Consider the following 14,514-nt stretch of genomic DNA (forward strand, 5'->3'; position numbering starts at 1 on the left):
TCGATGCAGCGCCAGCCCTGTTGCAACTGGCCGAGCGACTGGGCGCGCCGGTGGCCCTGACCATCAACGCCAAGGGCATACTGCCCTCCTCTCACCCGCTGTTGATCGGCTCGACCCAAACCCTGGTCGCCACCCGCGCGCTGGTGGCCGAAGCGGATGTGGTGCTGGCGATCGGCACCGAGCTGGCCGAGACCGATTACGATGTGACTTTTGCTGGCGGCTTCGAGATCCCGGGCGCGTTGATACGTATTGATATCGACCCGGACCAGACCGTACGCAATTACCCGCCGACCCTGGCGCTGGTGGCCGATGCCAACCTGGCGAGCGAGGCATTAGTGGCAAGTCTGGCGCAGTTGCCAGCACGGGATCCGCAGTGGGGTGCTGTGCGGGTCAGCCGTCTGCAGACGCAGTTGGCCACCGAATGGGATGCCCCGACCCGCGCCCAGACGCGTTTTTTGCAGGCGGTTTTCGATGTTCTACCGGATGCCGTGTGCGTCGGCGATTCGACTCAGCCGGTGTACACCGGCAACCTGACGTTTAACCCCGAGCAGCCACGGCGCTGGTTTAACTCCTCGACCGGCTACGGCACCCTCGGCTACGCCCTGCCCGCGGCAGTGGGGGCCTGGCTGGGGCGGCGGGCCAATGGCAAAACGGGTGGCCCGGTGCTGTGCCTGATAGGTGATGGCGGACTGCAATTTACCCTCGCCGAACTGGCCAGCGCAGTGGAAGCGCAAACCCCGATCATCGTACTGCTGTGGAATAACCAGGGCTATGGTGAGATCAAAAAATACATGCTCAATCGCGCCATCGAACCCGTGGGGGTCGATATCTACACCCCGGACTTTATCGCTGTGGCCAAGGCGCTGGGCTGCGCCGCGCAGGTGGTCGAGGGCGAGGCGCAATTGCGCGCCGCCCTGGCCAGTGCCGCCGACCGCCTGGGGCCAAGCGTGATTGAAATCGACGAGGCGCGCTGGCAAGAATTGCTGGCGCTATAGGCTCATGCGCAGGCGCGCCAGGTCTCGAACCGGGGGCGCGCCAAACTGGCGGCTGTACTCGCGGCTGAACTGCGACGGGCTTTCGTAACCCACACGGTAACCCGCCGCCGAGGCATCGAGCCCCTCGCTGAGCATCAGTCGCCGGGCTTCGTTGAGACGCAACTGCTTTTGGTACTGCAACGGACTCATGGCGGTCATGGCCTTGAACCTGTGGTGCAAGGTCGACACGCTGAGATTGGCTTCGCGCGCCAGGCTGTCGATACGAAGCGGCTGCTCAAAGTTGCCGTTAAGCCAGGAAATAGCTCGGCTGACGCGATGGTTCTGGCTGTTCTGGCTGGCGATTTCATACAAGCGATAGCCCTGGGGGCTGCGCAACAACCGATACAGAATCTCACGGCGAATCAATGGCGCCAGCATGGCAATGTCTTTGGGTGTGTCGAGCAGACGTGTCAGACGCAAGACTGCGTCGAGCATCGGCTGGTCTATAGGCTCAACATACAGCCCGCGCCCGGTGGGTCGCGACGGCACGCCCAGGGGGCCGGCATCGCTGATCAACGTGGTGATTTCTACCGGATCGATATCCAGACGCAAGGCCAGTACCGGGTGTTCGGGGGAGATTTCCAGCACCCGGCCACTGATCGGCATCGACACGGACACCACCAGATAATTGAGCGGGTCGTAGGCAAAGTACTCGTCCGCCAGACGCACCTCCTTGCGCCCCTGGGCCATGATGCACAGCGCGGGTTTTGGCAGGCTGGGAGCGAAATCGCTGGGATGACTGTGGCGCGACACAAACAGCGCGTCGACACCGGTGGTGAACGAACCGTCTTGCGGGGCATGGCGAAAAATCAGGTCAGCCAGTTCCACGCGCTGTTTTTCAAGCGCGGGCTCGAGCGCGGGTCGCGGCGGTTCCAGCAGTGACATGGGTTGCATCCTCATCAAAGCAACAGGGCAGGCACAGCTTAAGTTTGTGCAAGGCCAAGGGGTAGCTGATTTCTGTCGTTGTCTTGCCTGATCCTGTCATTGCCTGAAGGAACAGGCCTGCCCAAGCCGTTACAGACGCTTGACCTTGCTCGAAACCCTGATGAACTGGCCCTTTGCCCGATGATGCCATGAGGCAGCGGTTCGGTGCGCTTTTGCAGAATCGTGCAAGCCTGGGGCAGGAATCGACTAACGGCGTACAGGGGCCGGCCCCTAAGCTTTGAACCTCCCCCCAACACCACTTTGCTTTGTGGAGGCCTGCATGCCCCAGCTTAATGCCGTCAGTCATTTGACACTGGTTCGCGCCCGCGCAGGGTGTTCGGCCCGGGTCGAGGCTTGCCTGAGCCAGTTGATCGAACCGACGCTCCAGACCCCCGGCTGCCTGCACTTTGCCTTGCAGCATTGTGATAACGACCCGCAGCTGTGGCAGGTGGCGGGCTACTGGCAGGATGAACCCTCGATGCTCGCGTATTTCAATTCATCGCTTATGGAAATATACGGCGCGCTGGTGCACCAGCAAGTGGTGGACAGTCTCGATTTTCAGACCTTCAGCGATGTGGGCGGGCTGAACAGGTAGAATGCCGGTTTTTCCATAGGCCGGGAGTTGAAGCATGGCGCGTAAAGAATTTGCACAGTTTGAAGCGGTATCAGCTGTAGTTCCGGTTGAGCCCGGCGTTTATCACGCAGCGATTGCGGTCAAAGCCTTGTACGAAGGTGGAGCGCCGCGCTTTCACAAAATTCTCACCGAGCACACCTTCAAGACTGCGACCGCCGCCGATGCCGCCGCGGCCGAGCAACTTGAAGCCCTGCAAGGCGTCACTGATGACGCCGAACTGGTTTGGTAATCAGCGTGGGCGATGCATTTTGAACAGTGCTTCAGGGCCCAGCTGGAAGTAGTCCGCCGGGCCGCCACCACGCAGGATCGGTTCGGCGGCCGCGGTATCGTAAATCCCGTCCTTGAGCAGGTGCCTGGCAATATGCACCGCCACTACCTCCCCCAGAATCAGCCAGCTCGGCACCAGTTCCTTGTCTGCCCGTTGCAACTGAATGATCTGGGTGACCTTGCATTCGAACGACACCGGCGTCTCGGCCACCCGTGGCACGCTGATCACCCGTGACGGTACGGTGCTCAGCCCGGCCAGCTCGAACTCATTGACCTCGGGCCCAACCATGGCACAGCTCTGGTTCATGGCTTCGGCCAGCGGCCGGGTGGCGAGGTTCCAGACAAACTCGCCGGTTTGTTCAATGTTATTGAGACTGTCTTTGCGGCCCACACTGCAAAACCCGATGATCGGCGGGATGTAGTTGAACGCGTTGAAAAAACTGTAAGGCGCAAGGTTCAGACGGCCCTGGGCATCCTGTGACGAAATCCAGCCGATAGGTCGCGGGCCGACTATGGCATTGAACGGATCATGGGGCAGGCCGTGGCCCTGGGAAGGTTCATAGAAATGGATATCGTCATGCATGGGAAGTGTCCGCAAACGGCTGAGATAGAGGGCCTATAGTGCAAGGCATTTGCCGGGATTACAAAAGCTTGCGAGGTTTTGTAGCAACTGCCGTAGGAACGAGGCTGCTAAGGATTGGATCTCCACTGTCTTACCCCCAAAAACGACTAAGCCCGGCCAAGGCCGGGCTGGAGTGCCTGATTCAGGTGTTAGCTGAAGTGGGCGCCGTGAGTGCGATCGTAGCCATCAGCAGCGAAGGTGTCCGATTTGGTACGGCTGAAACCGTCTTCTGCAAAGGTGGCCGAGCCGGTTTTGTCGTAGCCGTCCTCTGCAAACGTAGCCGAACCTGTGCGGTCATAACCGTCAGCAGCAACTGCAGCAGAACCTGTACGGCTGTAGCCATCTTCAGCAAAGCTCGACGAATGGGTTTTATCGAAACCATCGGCGGCAAAAGCGTTGAAGGCCAGGGCAGAAAAAGCAGCAGCGAGGATAAGTTTGGTTTTCATGATAAAGCTCCTTGTTTCGTGTTTGGGGTGTTCAGTGGGTATGGGTTTAAGACTACGCCGATTAATTTGATTAAAAAGCGCAAAAAATAGCGCCAAAGAATCGATTAATTCGATATATAAGTCCGCGCCGAACCAGGCTCTTGACGACGTCCAGCTCCCGGTGGGGCGGCACACATGTTCTGCCGGCCATAGAGGTGTTGCTGAGATTGATAGTGGGCTAACAGAATTAACTGACTATTAATTCAAATAAATCGCACTCACAGACAGGCTTTCATCAGTCCATTACCCATTTTTTGCTGCGCGAGCACCCGTCTTCGCCGGCAAAAAAGCCGGTACCCAAACGGCTTTGTACCCCTCGAGAACTGGAGCCTGGAATGAACGAACTTCCTCAGTTCACCTTGGCGTTTTGGGTGATAAAAGTTTGCGCCACGGCTTGGGAACTGCCTTGGGTGACTACCTGGCGGATGATTCGGAGCTGGATTTCGGCACCATCGGCCCTTGGCGGGTACTGGCGGGGATATTGGTGGCCATGATCGCCGGGAGGCGGATCTGAAAAGCAAACAGGCCGGCCAATTGGCCAGCCTGTCAAATAGCAGTATCGGCTAACCCCTGTGGGAGCGGGTGGGCTGTCAGTCAGTCTCGATGCGCGAGTGCTTGCGGGTGTCTTTCATGGTGGCGTACACCGCCAGCGAGCAGGCAATACAAGCTGTCACGTACCAGTAGTAACCGGTTTCCATACCTGCACTCTTGAACCACAGAGCGATGTATTCAGCTGTACCGCCGAAGATCGACACGGTCAGTGCGTAAGGCAAACCAACACCCAGTGCGCGAATTTCCGTGGGAAACAGTTCCGCTTTCACCACGGCGTTGATCGAGGTGTAGCCACTGACAATAATCAGCGCGGCCATGATCAGGAAGAACGCACCCCACCAGGTGGTAATGGTGTGCAGGGTGGTCAGGATCGGTACGGTAAACAGGGTACCCAGTACACCGAAGGCGATCAGGATCGGACGACGGCCGATCTTGTCGGAAAGCGCGCCCACCAGCGGCTGAATGCACATGAACAGAAACAGCGTGGCGGCCGAGATGGTGGTGGAATCCGAGATGCTCATGCCCACCGTGTTCACCAGGTACTTCTGCATATAGGTGGTGTAGGTGTAGAACGCCAGCGTGCCGCCCATGGTCAGGCCAACTACGGTCATCAGCTCTTTGGGGTGGCGCAGCAGGGTGCGCATGGCGCTTTCTTTAGGCTTGACCCTGGTTTTTTTGAACGACTCGGTTTCTTCCATGCCTCGACGCAGATACAGCGCGACCACGGCACACAGGGCGCCGATCACGAACGGTACGCGCCAGCCCCAGCTGTACAGTTGCTCTTCGGTGAGGGTCTGTTGCAGCACGATCAGCACGCCCAAAGCGATAAGCTGCCCCGAGATCAGGGTTACATACTGGAAGCTCGAGAAGAAACCGCGACGTTCCTTGGTCGCCATTTCACTCAGGTAAGTGGCCGAGGTGCCGTATTCGCCACCCACCGACAGGCCCTGCAGCAAGCGGGCGAAGACCAGCAGGATAGGCGCCCACACGCCGATGGTTTCGTAACCCGGCGACAGGGCAATTACCAGCGAACCGAAGCACATCAACAGGACCGAAGCCATCAGCGCGGCCTTGCGGCCTTTGCGATCCGCGTACAGGCCCATTAGCCAGCCGCCGATCGGGCGCATCAAAAAGCCCACGGCGAAGATCGCGGCGGTGTTGAGCAGTTGTGCGGTGGTGTCGCCCTTGGGGAAGAAGGCCTTGGCGAAGTACAGCGAAAACGCGGCGTAAACGTACCAGTCGTACCACTCGACCATATTGCCGACGGAACCGCTGAAAATCGATTTGATACGGCTGGAGGTGGTCTTTTCTTTAGGCGCCGCAGACACGGCCCCGGCAGGCAGGGTGCTGGAGTTATCCATTGAATGGATCCTTCTTTCATTGTTTTTTTATAGCGCGTCAAAACGCGAGCTTGCTGGGCTATAGCAGAACTTGTGCCAACGCTTGAGACCACGGTTTACATGGCTTGCGGGAGATGGGTAGGCGGGAATCCGCTGATTTTCAGCGTTGCAATAAGCGGAAATCCGCCGACAGGCACATGCAGGTATGACTGACGCCACACATCAGCCCCCTCTCCCTGCGGGAGAGGGCCGGGGTGAGGGGCAAACCCTCAGCACAGGCTCAAGGTCGAGCGCTGATCTGCTTCTGCAGGTTCTGCATCTGGCTTTGCAGGGTGTTGATGTTGCGCGTCATCTGGGCACGGAACACATCGAACTCGGCAGCATTGGCACCTTGAGCTGGTGCGGGGCGGTTCTCAAGTTCGCTTTTGAGCACGATCATATCCTGCTCCAGGCGCTCCACCGCCGCGCCCGGGTTGCCCTGTTTCTTCAAGGCCGCCACATCCGTGGCCTGTTGGGCGACACCTGCCTTGAGCGTGGCCAGTTCAGTACCCAGACTCTTGATATCGGCTTCGAGCCTGGCCTGGCTTTCTTTCTGGGCAGTCACTTGCATCAACATCGCGGCATTGATTTGCTCAAAGCGCTGATCCAGATCCCCCTGCTGCCCCGCCACCAGCCCTTGCTGACGCTTGCTCTGCTCAAGCAGCTGTTCTTCTAGCTGCTTGATCTGCAACTTCAAGGCTTCGCTGCCATTGTTGATTGTCGATTCACTGGCAACCACCTTGCCGGATATGGCCTGCAGGCGCCCGGCTGCCTCTTCGCTGATACGGGCAAAGCTCTCCTGGGTGGCCACCAACTGCTGCTCCATCAGCGAAATCTGCTGGAAGCTCCACCAGCCCAGCCCGCCAACGGCCACCAGCAAGGCGCAGATCATGGCCCACAAAGGCCCGGTACTCGGACCCTTGACCTTGATCACCGGGGTATTGCGCGAATACACCGTAGTGCGCTCACGGGCACCAAAGCTGGACGCCGGTTCGTCATGGTCATCGGTATCGGCGCGAAGGGTCGGCACATTGTCAAAGTCGTCGCGGGCATCGTTACGCATCGTAAACCTTTAAAAATGGCGGCAAGCGGTCAGCGGTAAGGGGATTCCTGAGCTTTCCACCAACCACAGAATTCATCAAGCGCGGACCACAGACTCACCTTGGGATCGTAGTCGAGGTAGTGCCGGGCGCGGCTGATGTCGAGGGTAAAGTCTTTATCCATGATCTGCACCCCCAAACGCGAGAGTGACGGTTCGGGCTGCCCCGGCCATAACTTGCAGGCAGCTTCGTTAAGCGCGCCACGGCTGTAGGCCGTGGCGTAACCACGATAACGGGTCACTTGCGGCACGTTCATCTGGCGCATCACATAATTGACCACATCCCAATACGGTATCGGCGTGCCATTACTGATGTTGTAGGCCCTGCCCAACGCCGCTGCACTGCTCAACAGGCTGCTCATCAGCGCTTCGTTGAGGTTTTGCATACTGGTGAAATCGACCTTGTTCAAACCGTTGCCAACAATGGCCAGACGACCTTTGCGCTGCTGTTTGATCAATCGCGGGAAGAGGCTCATGTCCCCTGCCCCCGTCACAAAACGCGGGCGCAGGGCAATCACTTCAAGGCCAAACTCCTGGGCACCGAACACCTTCTGCTCCGCCAGGTTTTTAGTGGCGGCAAAAGGGTGCCTGAAGCGCTTGGGCAACTGTTCTTCGGTCAGGTCGGTGTGGTTGCGACCATCGAAGTACAACGCTGCCGATGACAAATGCACCAGACGCCGCACCCGCTGTTTCAGACAGGCTTCAACTACGTTTTCAGTCACCAGCACGTTGTCGCGGTGGTAGTCCTGGTAGCGCCCCCAGGCACCCACATGCCCCGCACAATGCACCACCGCATCGACATCCACGCACAAGTCGCGCACCAGCAGGCCATCGGTCAAATCACCCGGGATAAATTCAGCGCCGCGTCGTACCAGGTGTTCGACACCTTCGGCCCGACGCCCGCTGACCCGTACGTCAAAGCCCTGCTCCAGGGCAAAACGCGCAAAGCGTCCGCCAATGAAGCCGCTTGCGCCGGTGACCAGAATCTTCATCAATCACTCCAAATGCTGTAATTCGTGCTGCTTGCTCTTTAAACGCCGGTTATCAGGCCAAAGGCACTAACCAACGGGCTGCCGAACGAGATAAATGTTCGGTCAGTTGCCCCAGCAGTTGTCCGCCATTGCGCCAATGATGCCAGTACAATGGCACGTCGATGGGTTTATCTGGCAAAAGCTCCACCAGGCGGCCATTTTCCAGTTGTTCGCGCACTTGCAGCTCAGGCACCAGCCCCCACCCCAGGCCGGCCTCAGCCAAACGGATAAAGCCTTCGGAAGATGGGCATAAATGGTGCTCAAAACCGCCATCCACACCCAGCGAAGCCAGGTAGCGATGTTGCAGAAAATCATCCGGGCCGAACACCAGCGCAGGGGTCTTGGGCAACTGCGCAGCGCTGACGCCATCCGGAAAATGCCGTGCAATAAACTCTGGGCTGGCCAGCGCCCGGTAACGCATGGCGCCCAGCAGCACACTGCGGGCCCCGGCGACCGGCCGTTCACTGGCACACAGGCAGGCAGCCACTTCACCGGCGCGCATGCGTTTGAGGCCAACGGTCTGATCCTCAACCACAAGGTCTAGCAACAGGTGCTGCTCGGCGCAAAAATCCCCCACGGCCGGCGCCCACCAGGTGGCCAGGCTGTCGGCATTCAAGGCGATGCGCAGGCGCTCGGGCAAACCTTCATCGTCCAGCGCCGGCACCGCACTTTGCAAGTCACGCTCCAGCAAACGCACTTGCTGTACATGGTTGAGCAGGCGCCGGCCGATTTCGGTCGGGCTTGGCGGCGTCGCGCGTACCAGCACCGGCTGGCCGATACGGGCTTCAAGCAATTTGATGCGCTGGGAGATGGCCGATTGGGACAGCCCAAGCACCTGCGCCGCCCGTTCAAAACCGGCCTGTTCCACAACGGCGGCCAGGGCCGAGAGCAACTTATAGTCGAACATCAGTTTTCCTAATGAGCGATCAGCAATATTGGTTTTTCTTATACATCCAAGGGCAGGAGAATAGCCAGCAGCAACCCCGCCTGCAGTACAACGAGTAATCCTTATGTGGCAAAGCTACCTTAATGGCCTGTTGGTCGCGTTCGGCCTGATTATGGCCATCGGCACCCAGAATGCCTTTGTGCTGGCGCAAAGCCTGCGCCGTGAACACCACCTGCCCGTGGCGGCATTTTGCGTAGTGTGCGATGCCCTGCTGGTGGCGGCCGGGGTGTTTGGCCTGGCGACCCTTCTGGCGCAAAACCCGCTATTACTCAGTGTTGCGCGCTGGGGCGGGGCGGTGTTCTTACTCTGGTACGGCACCCAGGCACTGCGCCGGGCGTTTTCCACATCGAGCCTTGAGCATTCTGCCAGCCAGACTGCTCGCTCGCTCAAGGCAGTGATGCTCAGCGCACTGGCCGTCACCCTGCTCAACCCCCACGTTTACCTTGATACAGTGTTGCTGATCGGTTCCCTTGGCGCCCAGCAAAGCGTGCCCGGCGCTTATGTGGTGGGCGCGGCCAGTGCTTCGCTGATGTGGTTTTTCACCCTGGCGCTGGGTGCGGCCTGGCTTGCACCGTGGCTGGCACGGCCAAACACCTGGCGTATCCTGGACTTGCTGGTAGCGGTGATGATGTATGCAGTGGCGCTGCAGTTAATTGTTTCGGGCTGAGCATAACCCTGTTCCCACAGGCAAAAAAAAATAGTCCCACATGTGCTGAAACGTCTATCCCACACAGTTGTCGCGTGGTTATGCCGTCACCCCGGTGCTATGATCCTGACCCTGCGCCGCAAAGAGTAAAAACTCATCGGCGCGTGTTTGGCCGCCCGTGATCGGCCTTGCGCTCATCGCAACTGACCTGATTAGGAGAATCATCATGGCTTTCGAATTGCCGCCGCTGCCGTACGCACACGATGCCCTGCAGCCGCACATCTCCAAAGAAACCCTGGAGTTTCACCACGACAAGCACCACAACACCTACGTCGTGAACCTGAACAACCTGGTGCCAGGCACCGAGTTCGAAGGCAAAACCCTGGAAGAGATCGTCAAAACCTCTTCGGGCGGTATCTTCAACAACGCCGCTCAGGTCTGGAACCACACCTTCTACTGGAACTGCCTGGCGCCAAACGCCGGCGGCCAACCGACTGGCGCGCTGGCTGATGCCATCAACGCTGCCTTCGGTTCGTTCGACAAGTTCAAAGAAGAATTCAGCAAGACTTCCATCGGCACCTTCGGCTCCGGCTGGGGCTGGCTGGTGAAGAAAGCTGACGGTTCCCTGGCCCTGGCCAGCACCATCGGCGCCGGCAACCCGCTGACCAGCGGCGACACCCCGCTGCTGACCTGCGACGTTTGGGAACACGCCTACTACATCGACTACCGCAACGTGCGTCCGAAGTATGTAGAAGCGTTCTGGAACCTCGTTAACTGGAAGTTCGTTGCTGAGCAGTTCGAAGGCAAACCCTTCACTGCCTAAGTCTCGCTCCAGATAAAAAACCCGGCATTGCCGGGTTTTTTTTTGGCTTGCTAAAAAGCCCATCCAATCCGGGCCAGCTAGTATGAAAGCGGCGGGAATTTTTCAGGCTGCGCCTCAAGTTCAAGGTGAAGATACCGACACAGTAGCCGTCACAAGCGCTGCACATTGGTCACTTGCACTCTGGCAAAAAATCGTTCACATACAAGGCCACAGGCATTAATGGCAGGAACAGGGAATAGCGCTTTGAAGCGGCAATTCAAAAACAGCTTGTCACTCAAGTTGCTCCGCATCGTGCTGCTTTCAGCAGTGGTCGTTGGAGGCGTGCTGAGCTGCGCACAGATCGTGTTCGACGCCTACAAAGTCCGACAAGCCGTTACGGCAGATGCCGAACGAATCCTCGACATGTTTCGCGACCCCTCAACCCAGGCGCTTTACAGCCTGGATCGCGATATGGCCATGCAGGTTATCGAAGGTCTGTTCCAGGATCCGGCGGTGCGCAAGGCTGCCATCGGCCATCCCAATGAAGCGCCGCTGGCCGAAAAAAACCGCGAGTTGCAAAGCTCATCGAGCCGCTGGGTGACCGACCTGATACTGGGTCAGGAGCACAGGTTCCGCATTCCGCTGGTTGGCCAAGGCCCATACAGCGAGTACTACGGCGACCTGAGCATCACCCTCGACACCGCAACTTACGGTCAGGGCCTGTTGACCGATTCGGCGGTGATGCTGTTTTCCGGCCTGTTGCGCGCTCTGCTCATGGGGCTGGTGTTGTATCTGGTCTATCACTGGCTGCTGACCAAGCCGCTGTCAAAAATCATCGGGCACCTGACCAGCATCAATCCCGATCGCCCCAGCGAACATGTGATCCCTCTGCTCAAGGGCCACGAGCACAACGAGCTAGGGGTGTGGGTCAATACATCCAACCAGTTGCTGGCCTCGATCGAGCGCAACAACCGTTTGCGCCACGAAGCCGAAAGCTCGTTGCTGCGCATGGCCCAGTACGACTTTTTGACCGGCCTGCCCAACCGCCAGCAATTGCAGGGGCAACTGGGCAAGATCCTCACCGATGCAGGCCGCCTGCAACGCCGCGTCGCCGTGCTGTGCGTGGGCCTGGACGACTTCAAGGGCATCAACGAACAGTTTGGTTATCAAACCGGCGACCAGTTGCTCCAGGCCCTGGCCGACCGTTTGCGCGCCCACAGCGGCAGCCTCGGTGCGCTTGGGCGTCTGGGCGGCGATCAGTTTGCCCTGGTGCAGGCCCATATCGAACAGCCCTATGAGGCTGCCGAACTGGCCCAGAGCATTCTCGACGACCTCGAATCGCCGTTCAGCCTTGACCAGCAAAATATCCGCCTGCGCGCCACCATCGGCATCACCCTGTTCCCTGAAGACGGCGATACCACCGAGCAGTTGCTGCAAAAAGCCGAACAGACCATGACCCTGGCCAAAAGCTATTCGCGCAGCCGTTATCAGTTTTATATCGCCAGCGTCGACCGCGAGATGCGACGCATGCGCGAACTGGAAAAAGACCTGCGCGAAGCCCTGCTGTGCAACCAGCTTTACCTGGTCTATCAACCGCAGATCCGCTACAGCGATCACCGCGTGGTCGGCGTAGAAGCCCTGCTGCGCTGGCAGCATCCGGAGCACGGCATGGTGCCGCCGGACCTGTTTATTCCGCTGGCCGAGAAAAACGGCAGCATCATTGCCATTGGCGAATGGGCGCTGGACCAGGCCTGCGGCCAGCTGCGCGAATGGCACGACCTGGGTTTCAGTGAATTGCGCATGGCCGTCAACCTGTCCACCGTGCAGTTGCACCACATAGACCTGCCCCGGGTGGTCAACAACCTGCTGCAACGCCACCGCCTGGCCCCGCGCAGCCTTGAGCTGGAAGTGACTGAAACCAGCCTGATGAAAGACATCAGCACCGCTGCCCAGCACCTGCTGAGCCTGCGACGCTCCGGTGCATTGATTGCGATTGATGATTTCGGTACCGGTTATTCATCCCTGAGTTACCTCAAAAGCCTGCCGCTGGACAAAATCAAGATTGATAAAAGCTTTGTGCAGGACCTCATCGATGACGGTGACGATGCCACCATCGTGCGCGCCATCATCCAGCTCGGTAAAAGCCTTGGCATGCAGGTCATCGCCGAAGGTGTCGAAACGGTCGAACAGGAAGCCTATGTGATCGCCGAGGGCTGCCATGAAGGCCAGGGCTACCTGTACAGCAAACCCCTTGGGGCACGGGAGCTGGTGGCTTATCTCAAGCAGGCCCGACGTAACAAGGCCGTCATTATGTAAGTCCTTATTTCGAGATTCACGAAAGACCCGGGGCAGAGCTGAAGTAAATAAGAAATATTTCCAACAGTAGCCCTTTACAGAAAATGCATATCTTTCGCATCATGTGGCAGTTTCGCGTGCAGCCGCACGCTTGTCCCACCTCTCGAAGCAGGATTTTCGCCATGATTCGTATGCCTCTGGCTACCGCCAGTCTGCTGGCCATTGCTATCTCACTCGCCGGCTGTGGCGACAAGGACAAGGAAAAAACCGCAGCAACCCCTACGCCAGCAGCCGCCACCAGTACCGCGACGCCTGCCACTGACATCACGGCGGCAAAAGTCGACGAAGCTGCCGCCAAGGCCGTCGTTGCCCATTACGCCGACATGGTTCACGCCGTGTACAGCGACGCCGAAAGCACTGCCAAGAAACTGCAAACCGCCATCGATGCATTCCTGGCCAAGCCCAACGACGAGACCCTCAAAGCTGCCCGTGCCGCCTGGGTTGAAGCTCGCGTGCCTTACCTGCAGAGCGAAGTGTTCCGCTTCGGTAACACCATCATCGATGACTGGGAAGGCCAGGTGAATGCCTGGCCCCTGGACGAAGGCCTGATCGACTACGTTGACGCCAACTACGCCGGCGCACTGGGCAACCCGGGTGCCAACGCCAACATCATCGCCAACCCCCAGATCCAGATTGGTGAAGACAAGGTCGACGTAACCGAAATCACCCCGGAAACCCTTGCCAGCCTCAACGAGCTGGGTGGCTCCGAAGCCAACGTAGCCACCGGCTACCACGCCATCGAATTCCTGCTGTGGGGCCAGGACCTCAACGGTACGGGCCCGGGTGCAGGCAACCGTCCTGCTTCGGACTACCTGGAAGGCGAAGGCGCCATCGGTGGTCATAACGATCGTCGTCGCGCCTATCTGAAAGCCGTGACCCAGCTGCTGGTCAACGACCTCAACGAAATGGTCGGCAACTGGGCACCAAACGTGGCTGACAACTACCGCGCTACGCTGGAAGCCGAGCCGGTACAAAACGGCCTGCGCAAAATGCTGTTCGGCATGGGCAGCCTGTCGCTGGGTGAACTGGCCGGCGAGCGGATGAAAGTGTCCCTGGAAGCCAACTCCCCTGAAGACGAGCAGGACTGCTTCAGCGACAACACCCACAACTCGCACTTCTACGATGCCAAGGGCATTCGCAACGTGTATCTGGGTGAGTACGTGCGTGCTGACGGCACAAAAATGACCGGCCCAAGCCTGTCGTCGCTGGTGGTGGTCATTGACCCGGCTACCGACGCCACGCTCAAATCCGATCTGGCCGACACCGAAGCCAAGATCCAGGTCATGGTTGACCGCGCCAACAAGGGCGAGCACTACGACCAGTTGATCGCAGCTGACAACGCTGCGGGCAACCAGGTTGTGCGTGATGCCATCGCTGCCCTGGTCAAGCAGACCGGTGCCATCGAGCAAGCCGCTGGCAAGCTGGGCATCAGCGACCTGAACCCGGACAACGCCGATCACGATTTCTGATCTGCAACGTTTGAGTGAATGAACAATAAGGCGACCTTCGGGTCGCCTTTTTTGTAGGCCGCTTCGGCGCGAGCAAGAGAACTTCAACATCGAGCCTGCTCGCTACGACAAGGTTTTGCCTTTGCCTTTGCTTTTGCTGTGGCCACTCGATTAGCCAAGCGACGTGAATGCCCCTCACAGAAGGCCGAACGCAGGTGCTGTTATGGGGGTGGCGCGGCAGGACGCCGCGCCAGCCGCGATGGGCCATGGATGGCCCGTCGCGGCGTGCC

The 14,514-nt window shown here is 58.9% G+C and carries 14 protein-coding genes; 7 read left to right on the forward strand and 7 right to left on the reverse strand.

Going from position 1 to position 14,514, the window contains the following annotated elements; translation table 11 throughout:
* Positions 1-995, forward strand: a 995-nt coding sequence (locus GHO42_RS24760) for a thiamine pyrophosphate-dependent enzyme (RefSeq protein ID WP_256671126.1), incomplete at its 5' end; no start/stop codon positions are given.
* On the opposite strand, the gene GHO42_RS24765 is transcribed toward GHO42_RS24760, so the two are convergent.
* Positions 990-1,919 (reverse strand): AraC family transcriptional regulator, encoded by a 930-nt coding sequence (locus GHO42_RS24765; RefSeq protein WP_095003044.1) that lies wholly within the window; start codon positions 1,917-1,919, stop codon positions 990-992. The two genes, GHO42_RS24760 and GHO42_RS24765, sit on opposite strands and share 6 nt — an antisense overlap.
* 319 nt (positions 1,920-2,238) lie before the next feature.
* Here GHO42_RS24765 and GHO42_RS24770 point away from each other — a divergent pair, with 319 nt between their 5' ends.
* Both GHO42_RS24770 and GHO42_RS24775 read left to right on the forward strand, forming a co-directional pair.
* Positions 2,239-2,553, forward strand: a complete 315-nt coding sequence (locus GHO42_RS24770) for a putative quinol monooxygenase (protein ID WP_095003043.1) — start codon at positions 2,239-2,241, stop codon at positions 2,551-2,553.
* 34 nt (positions 2,554-2,587) lie between these two features.
* A complete protein-coding gene (locus GHO42_RS24775) occupies positions 2,588-2,821 on the forward strand; it encodes a hypothetical protein (protein ID WP_095003042.1) in 234 nt (77 codons plus the stop codon).
* Here GHO42_RS24775 and GHO42_RS24780 read toward each other — a convergent pair whose 3' ends face one another.
* The 6 genes from GHO42_RS24780 to GHO42_RS24805 form a co-directional block, all read right to left on the reverse strand.
* Positions 2,822-3,442 carry a flavin reductase family protein gene (locus GHO42_RS24780; protein ID WP_095003041.1) on the reverse strand — a complete coding sequence of 207 codons (621 nt, stop codon included), beginning with the start codon at positions 3,440-3,442 and terminating at the stop codon, positions 2,822-2,824. It abuts the gene before it with no gap.
* A gap of 188 nt (positions 3,443-3,630) precedes the next feature.
* A complete protein-coding gene (locus GHO42_RS24785) occupies positions 3,631-3,927 on the reverse strand; it encodes a hypothetical protein (protein WP_095003040.1) in 297 nt (98 codons plus the stop codon).
* Positions 3,928-4,556: 629 nt separating this feature from the next.
* Positions 4,557-5,879 (reverse strand): MFS transporter, encoded by a 1,323-nt coding sequence (locus tag GHO42_RS24790; RefSeq protein ID WP_095019406.1) that lies wholly within the window; start codon positions 5,877-5,879, stop codon positions 4,557-4,559.
* Positions 5,880-6,138: 259 nt separating this feature from the next.
* Positions 6,139-6,960: an ATPase gene (locus tag GHO42_RS24795; RefSeq protein ID WP_095019405.1), complete on the reverse strand. Its 822-nt coding sequence runs from the start codon at positions 6,958-6,960 to the stop codon at positions 6,139-6,141.
* Positions 6,961-6,989: 29 nt separating this feature from the next.
* Positions 6,990-7,988 (reverse strand): NAD(P)-dependent oxidoreductase, encoded by a 999-nt coding sequence (locus tag GHO42_RS24800; RefSeq protein ID WP_153327334.1) that lies wholly within the window; start codon positions 7,986-7,988, stop codon positions 6,990-6,992.
* Positions 7,989-8,040: 52 nt separating this feature from the next.
* Entirely contained in the window at positions 8,041-8,934 is an 894-nt protein-coding gene (locus GHO42_RS24805; RefSeq protein ID WP_095019404.1) for a LysR family transcriptional regulator ArgP, read from the reverse strand.
* A gap of 103 nt (positions 8,935-9,037) precedes the next feature.
* Between GHO42_RS24805 and GHO42_RS24810 the strand changes: the two genes are divergently transcribed.
* From GHO42_RS24810 to GHO42_RS24825, 4 genes are all read left to right on the forward strand, one after another.
* The gene (locus tag GHO42_RS24810) at positions 9,038-9,640 is read left to right on the forward strand and encodes a LysE/ArgO family amino acid transporter (RefSeq protein WP_095003035.1); all 603 of its coding nucleotides are present in this window, start codon (positions 9,038-9,040) and stop codon (positions 9,638-9,640) included.
* Positions 9,641-9,845: 205 nt separating this feature from the next.
* Positions 9,846-10,442: a superoxide dismutase gene (locus GHO42_RS24815; protein WP_095003034.1), complete on the forward strand. Its 597-nt coding sequence runs from the start codon at positions 9,846-9,848 to the stop codon at positions 10,440-10,442.
* A gap of 219 nt (positions 10,443-10,661) precedes the next feature.
* The gene (locus GHO42_RS24820; protein ID WP_370688618.1) at positions 10,662-12,737 is read left to right on the forward strand and encodes a putative bifunctional diguanylate cyclase/phosphodiesterase; all 2,076 of its coding nucleotides are present in this window, start codon (positions 10,662-10,664) and stop codon (positions 12,735-12,737) included.
* A gap of 161 nt (positions 12,738-12,898) precedes the next feature.
* Positions 12,899-14,245 (forward strand): imelysin family protein, encoded by a 1,347-nt coding sequence (locus GHO42_RS24825; protein ID WP_153327332.1) that lies wholly within the window; start codon positions 12,899-12,901, stop codon positions 14,243-14,245.
* Positions 14,246-14,514: the final 269 nt, after the last annotated feature.

The organism is Pseudomonas sp. FSL R10-0056, assembly GCF_009600105.1.
GTDB classification, from domain to species: Bacteria; Pseudomonadota; Gammaproteobacteria; order Pseudomonadales; family Pseudomonadaceae; genus Aquipseudomonas; species Aquipseudomonas bubulae.

Bases quoted from the DNA above. Each gene is read 5' to 3' on its own strand.
- GHO42_RS24800 (WP_153327334.1), bottom strand. From the start codon at position 7,988: ATGAAGATTCTGGTCACCGGCGCAAGCGGCTTCATTGGCGGACGCTTT.
- GHO42_RS24815 (WP_095003034.1), top strand. From the start codon at position 9,846: ATGGCTTTCGAATTGCCGCCGCTGCCGTACGCACACGATGCCCTGCAG.
- GHO42_RS24780 (WP_095003041.1), bottom strand. From the start codon at position 3,442: ATGCATGACGATATCCATTTCTATGAACCTTCCCAGGGCCACGGCCTG.
- GHO42_RS24795 (WP_095019405.1), bottom strand. From the start codon at position 6,960: ATGCGTAACGATGCCCGCGACGACTTTGACAATGTGCCGACCCTTCGC.
- GHO42_RS24820 (WP_370688618.1), top strand. From the start codon at position 10,662: ATGGCAGGAACAGGGAATAGCGCTTTGAAGCGGCAATTCAAAAACAGC.
- GHO42_RS24785 (WP_095003040.1), bottom strand. From the start codon at position 3,927: ATGAAAACCAAACTTATCCTCGCTGCTGCTTTTTCTGCCCTGGCCTTC.
- GHO42_RS24810 (WP_095003035.1), top strand. From the start codon at position 9,038: ATGTGGCAAAGCTACCTTAATGGCCTGTTGGTCGCGTTCGGCCTGATT.
- GHO42_RS24790 (WP_095019406.1), bottom strand. From the start codon at position 5,879: ATGGATAACTCCAGCACCCTGCCTGCCGGGGCCGTGTCTGCGGCGCCT.
- GHO42_RS24805 (WP_095019404.1), bottom strand. From the start codon at position 8,934: ATGTTCGACTATAAGTTGCTCTCGGCCCTGGCCGCCGTTGTGGAACAG.
- GHO42_RS24775 (WP_095003042.1), top strand. From the start codon at position 2,588: ATGGCGCGTAAAGAATTTGCACAGTTTGAAGCGGTATCAGCTGTAGTT.
- GHO42_RS24770 (WP_095003043.1), top strand. From the start codon at position 2,239: ATGCCCCAGCTTAATGCCGTCAGTCATTTGACACTGGTTCGCGCCCGC.
- GHO42_RS24765 (WP_095003044.1), bottom strand. From the start codon at position 1,919: ATGTCACTGCTGGAACCGCCGCGACCCGCGCTCGAGCCCGCGCTTGAA.
- GHO42_RS24825 (WP_153327332.1), top strand. From the start codon at position 12,899: ATGATTCGTATGCCTCTGGCTACCGCCAGTCTGCTGGCCATTGCTATC.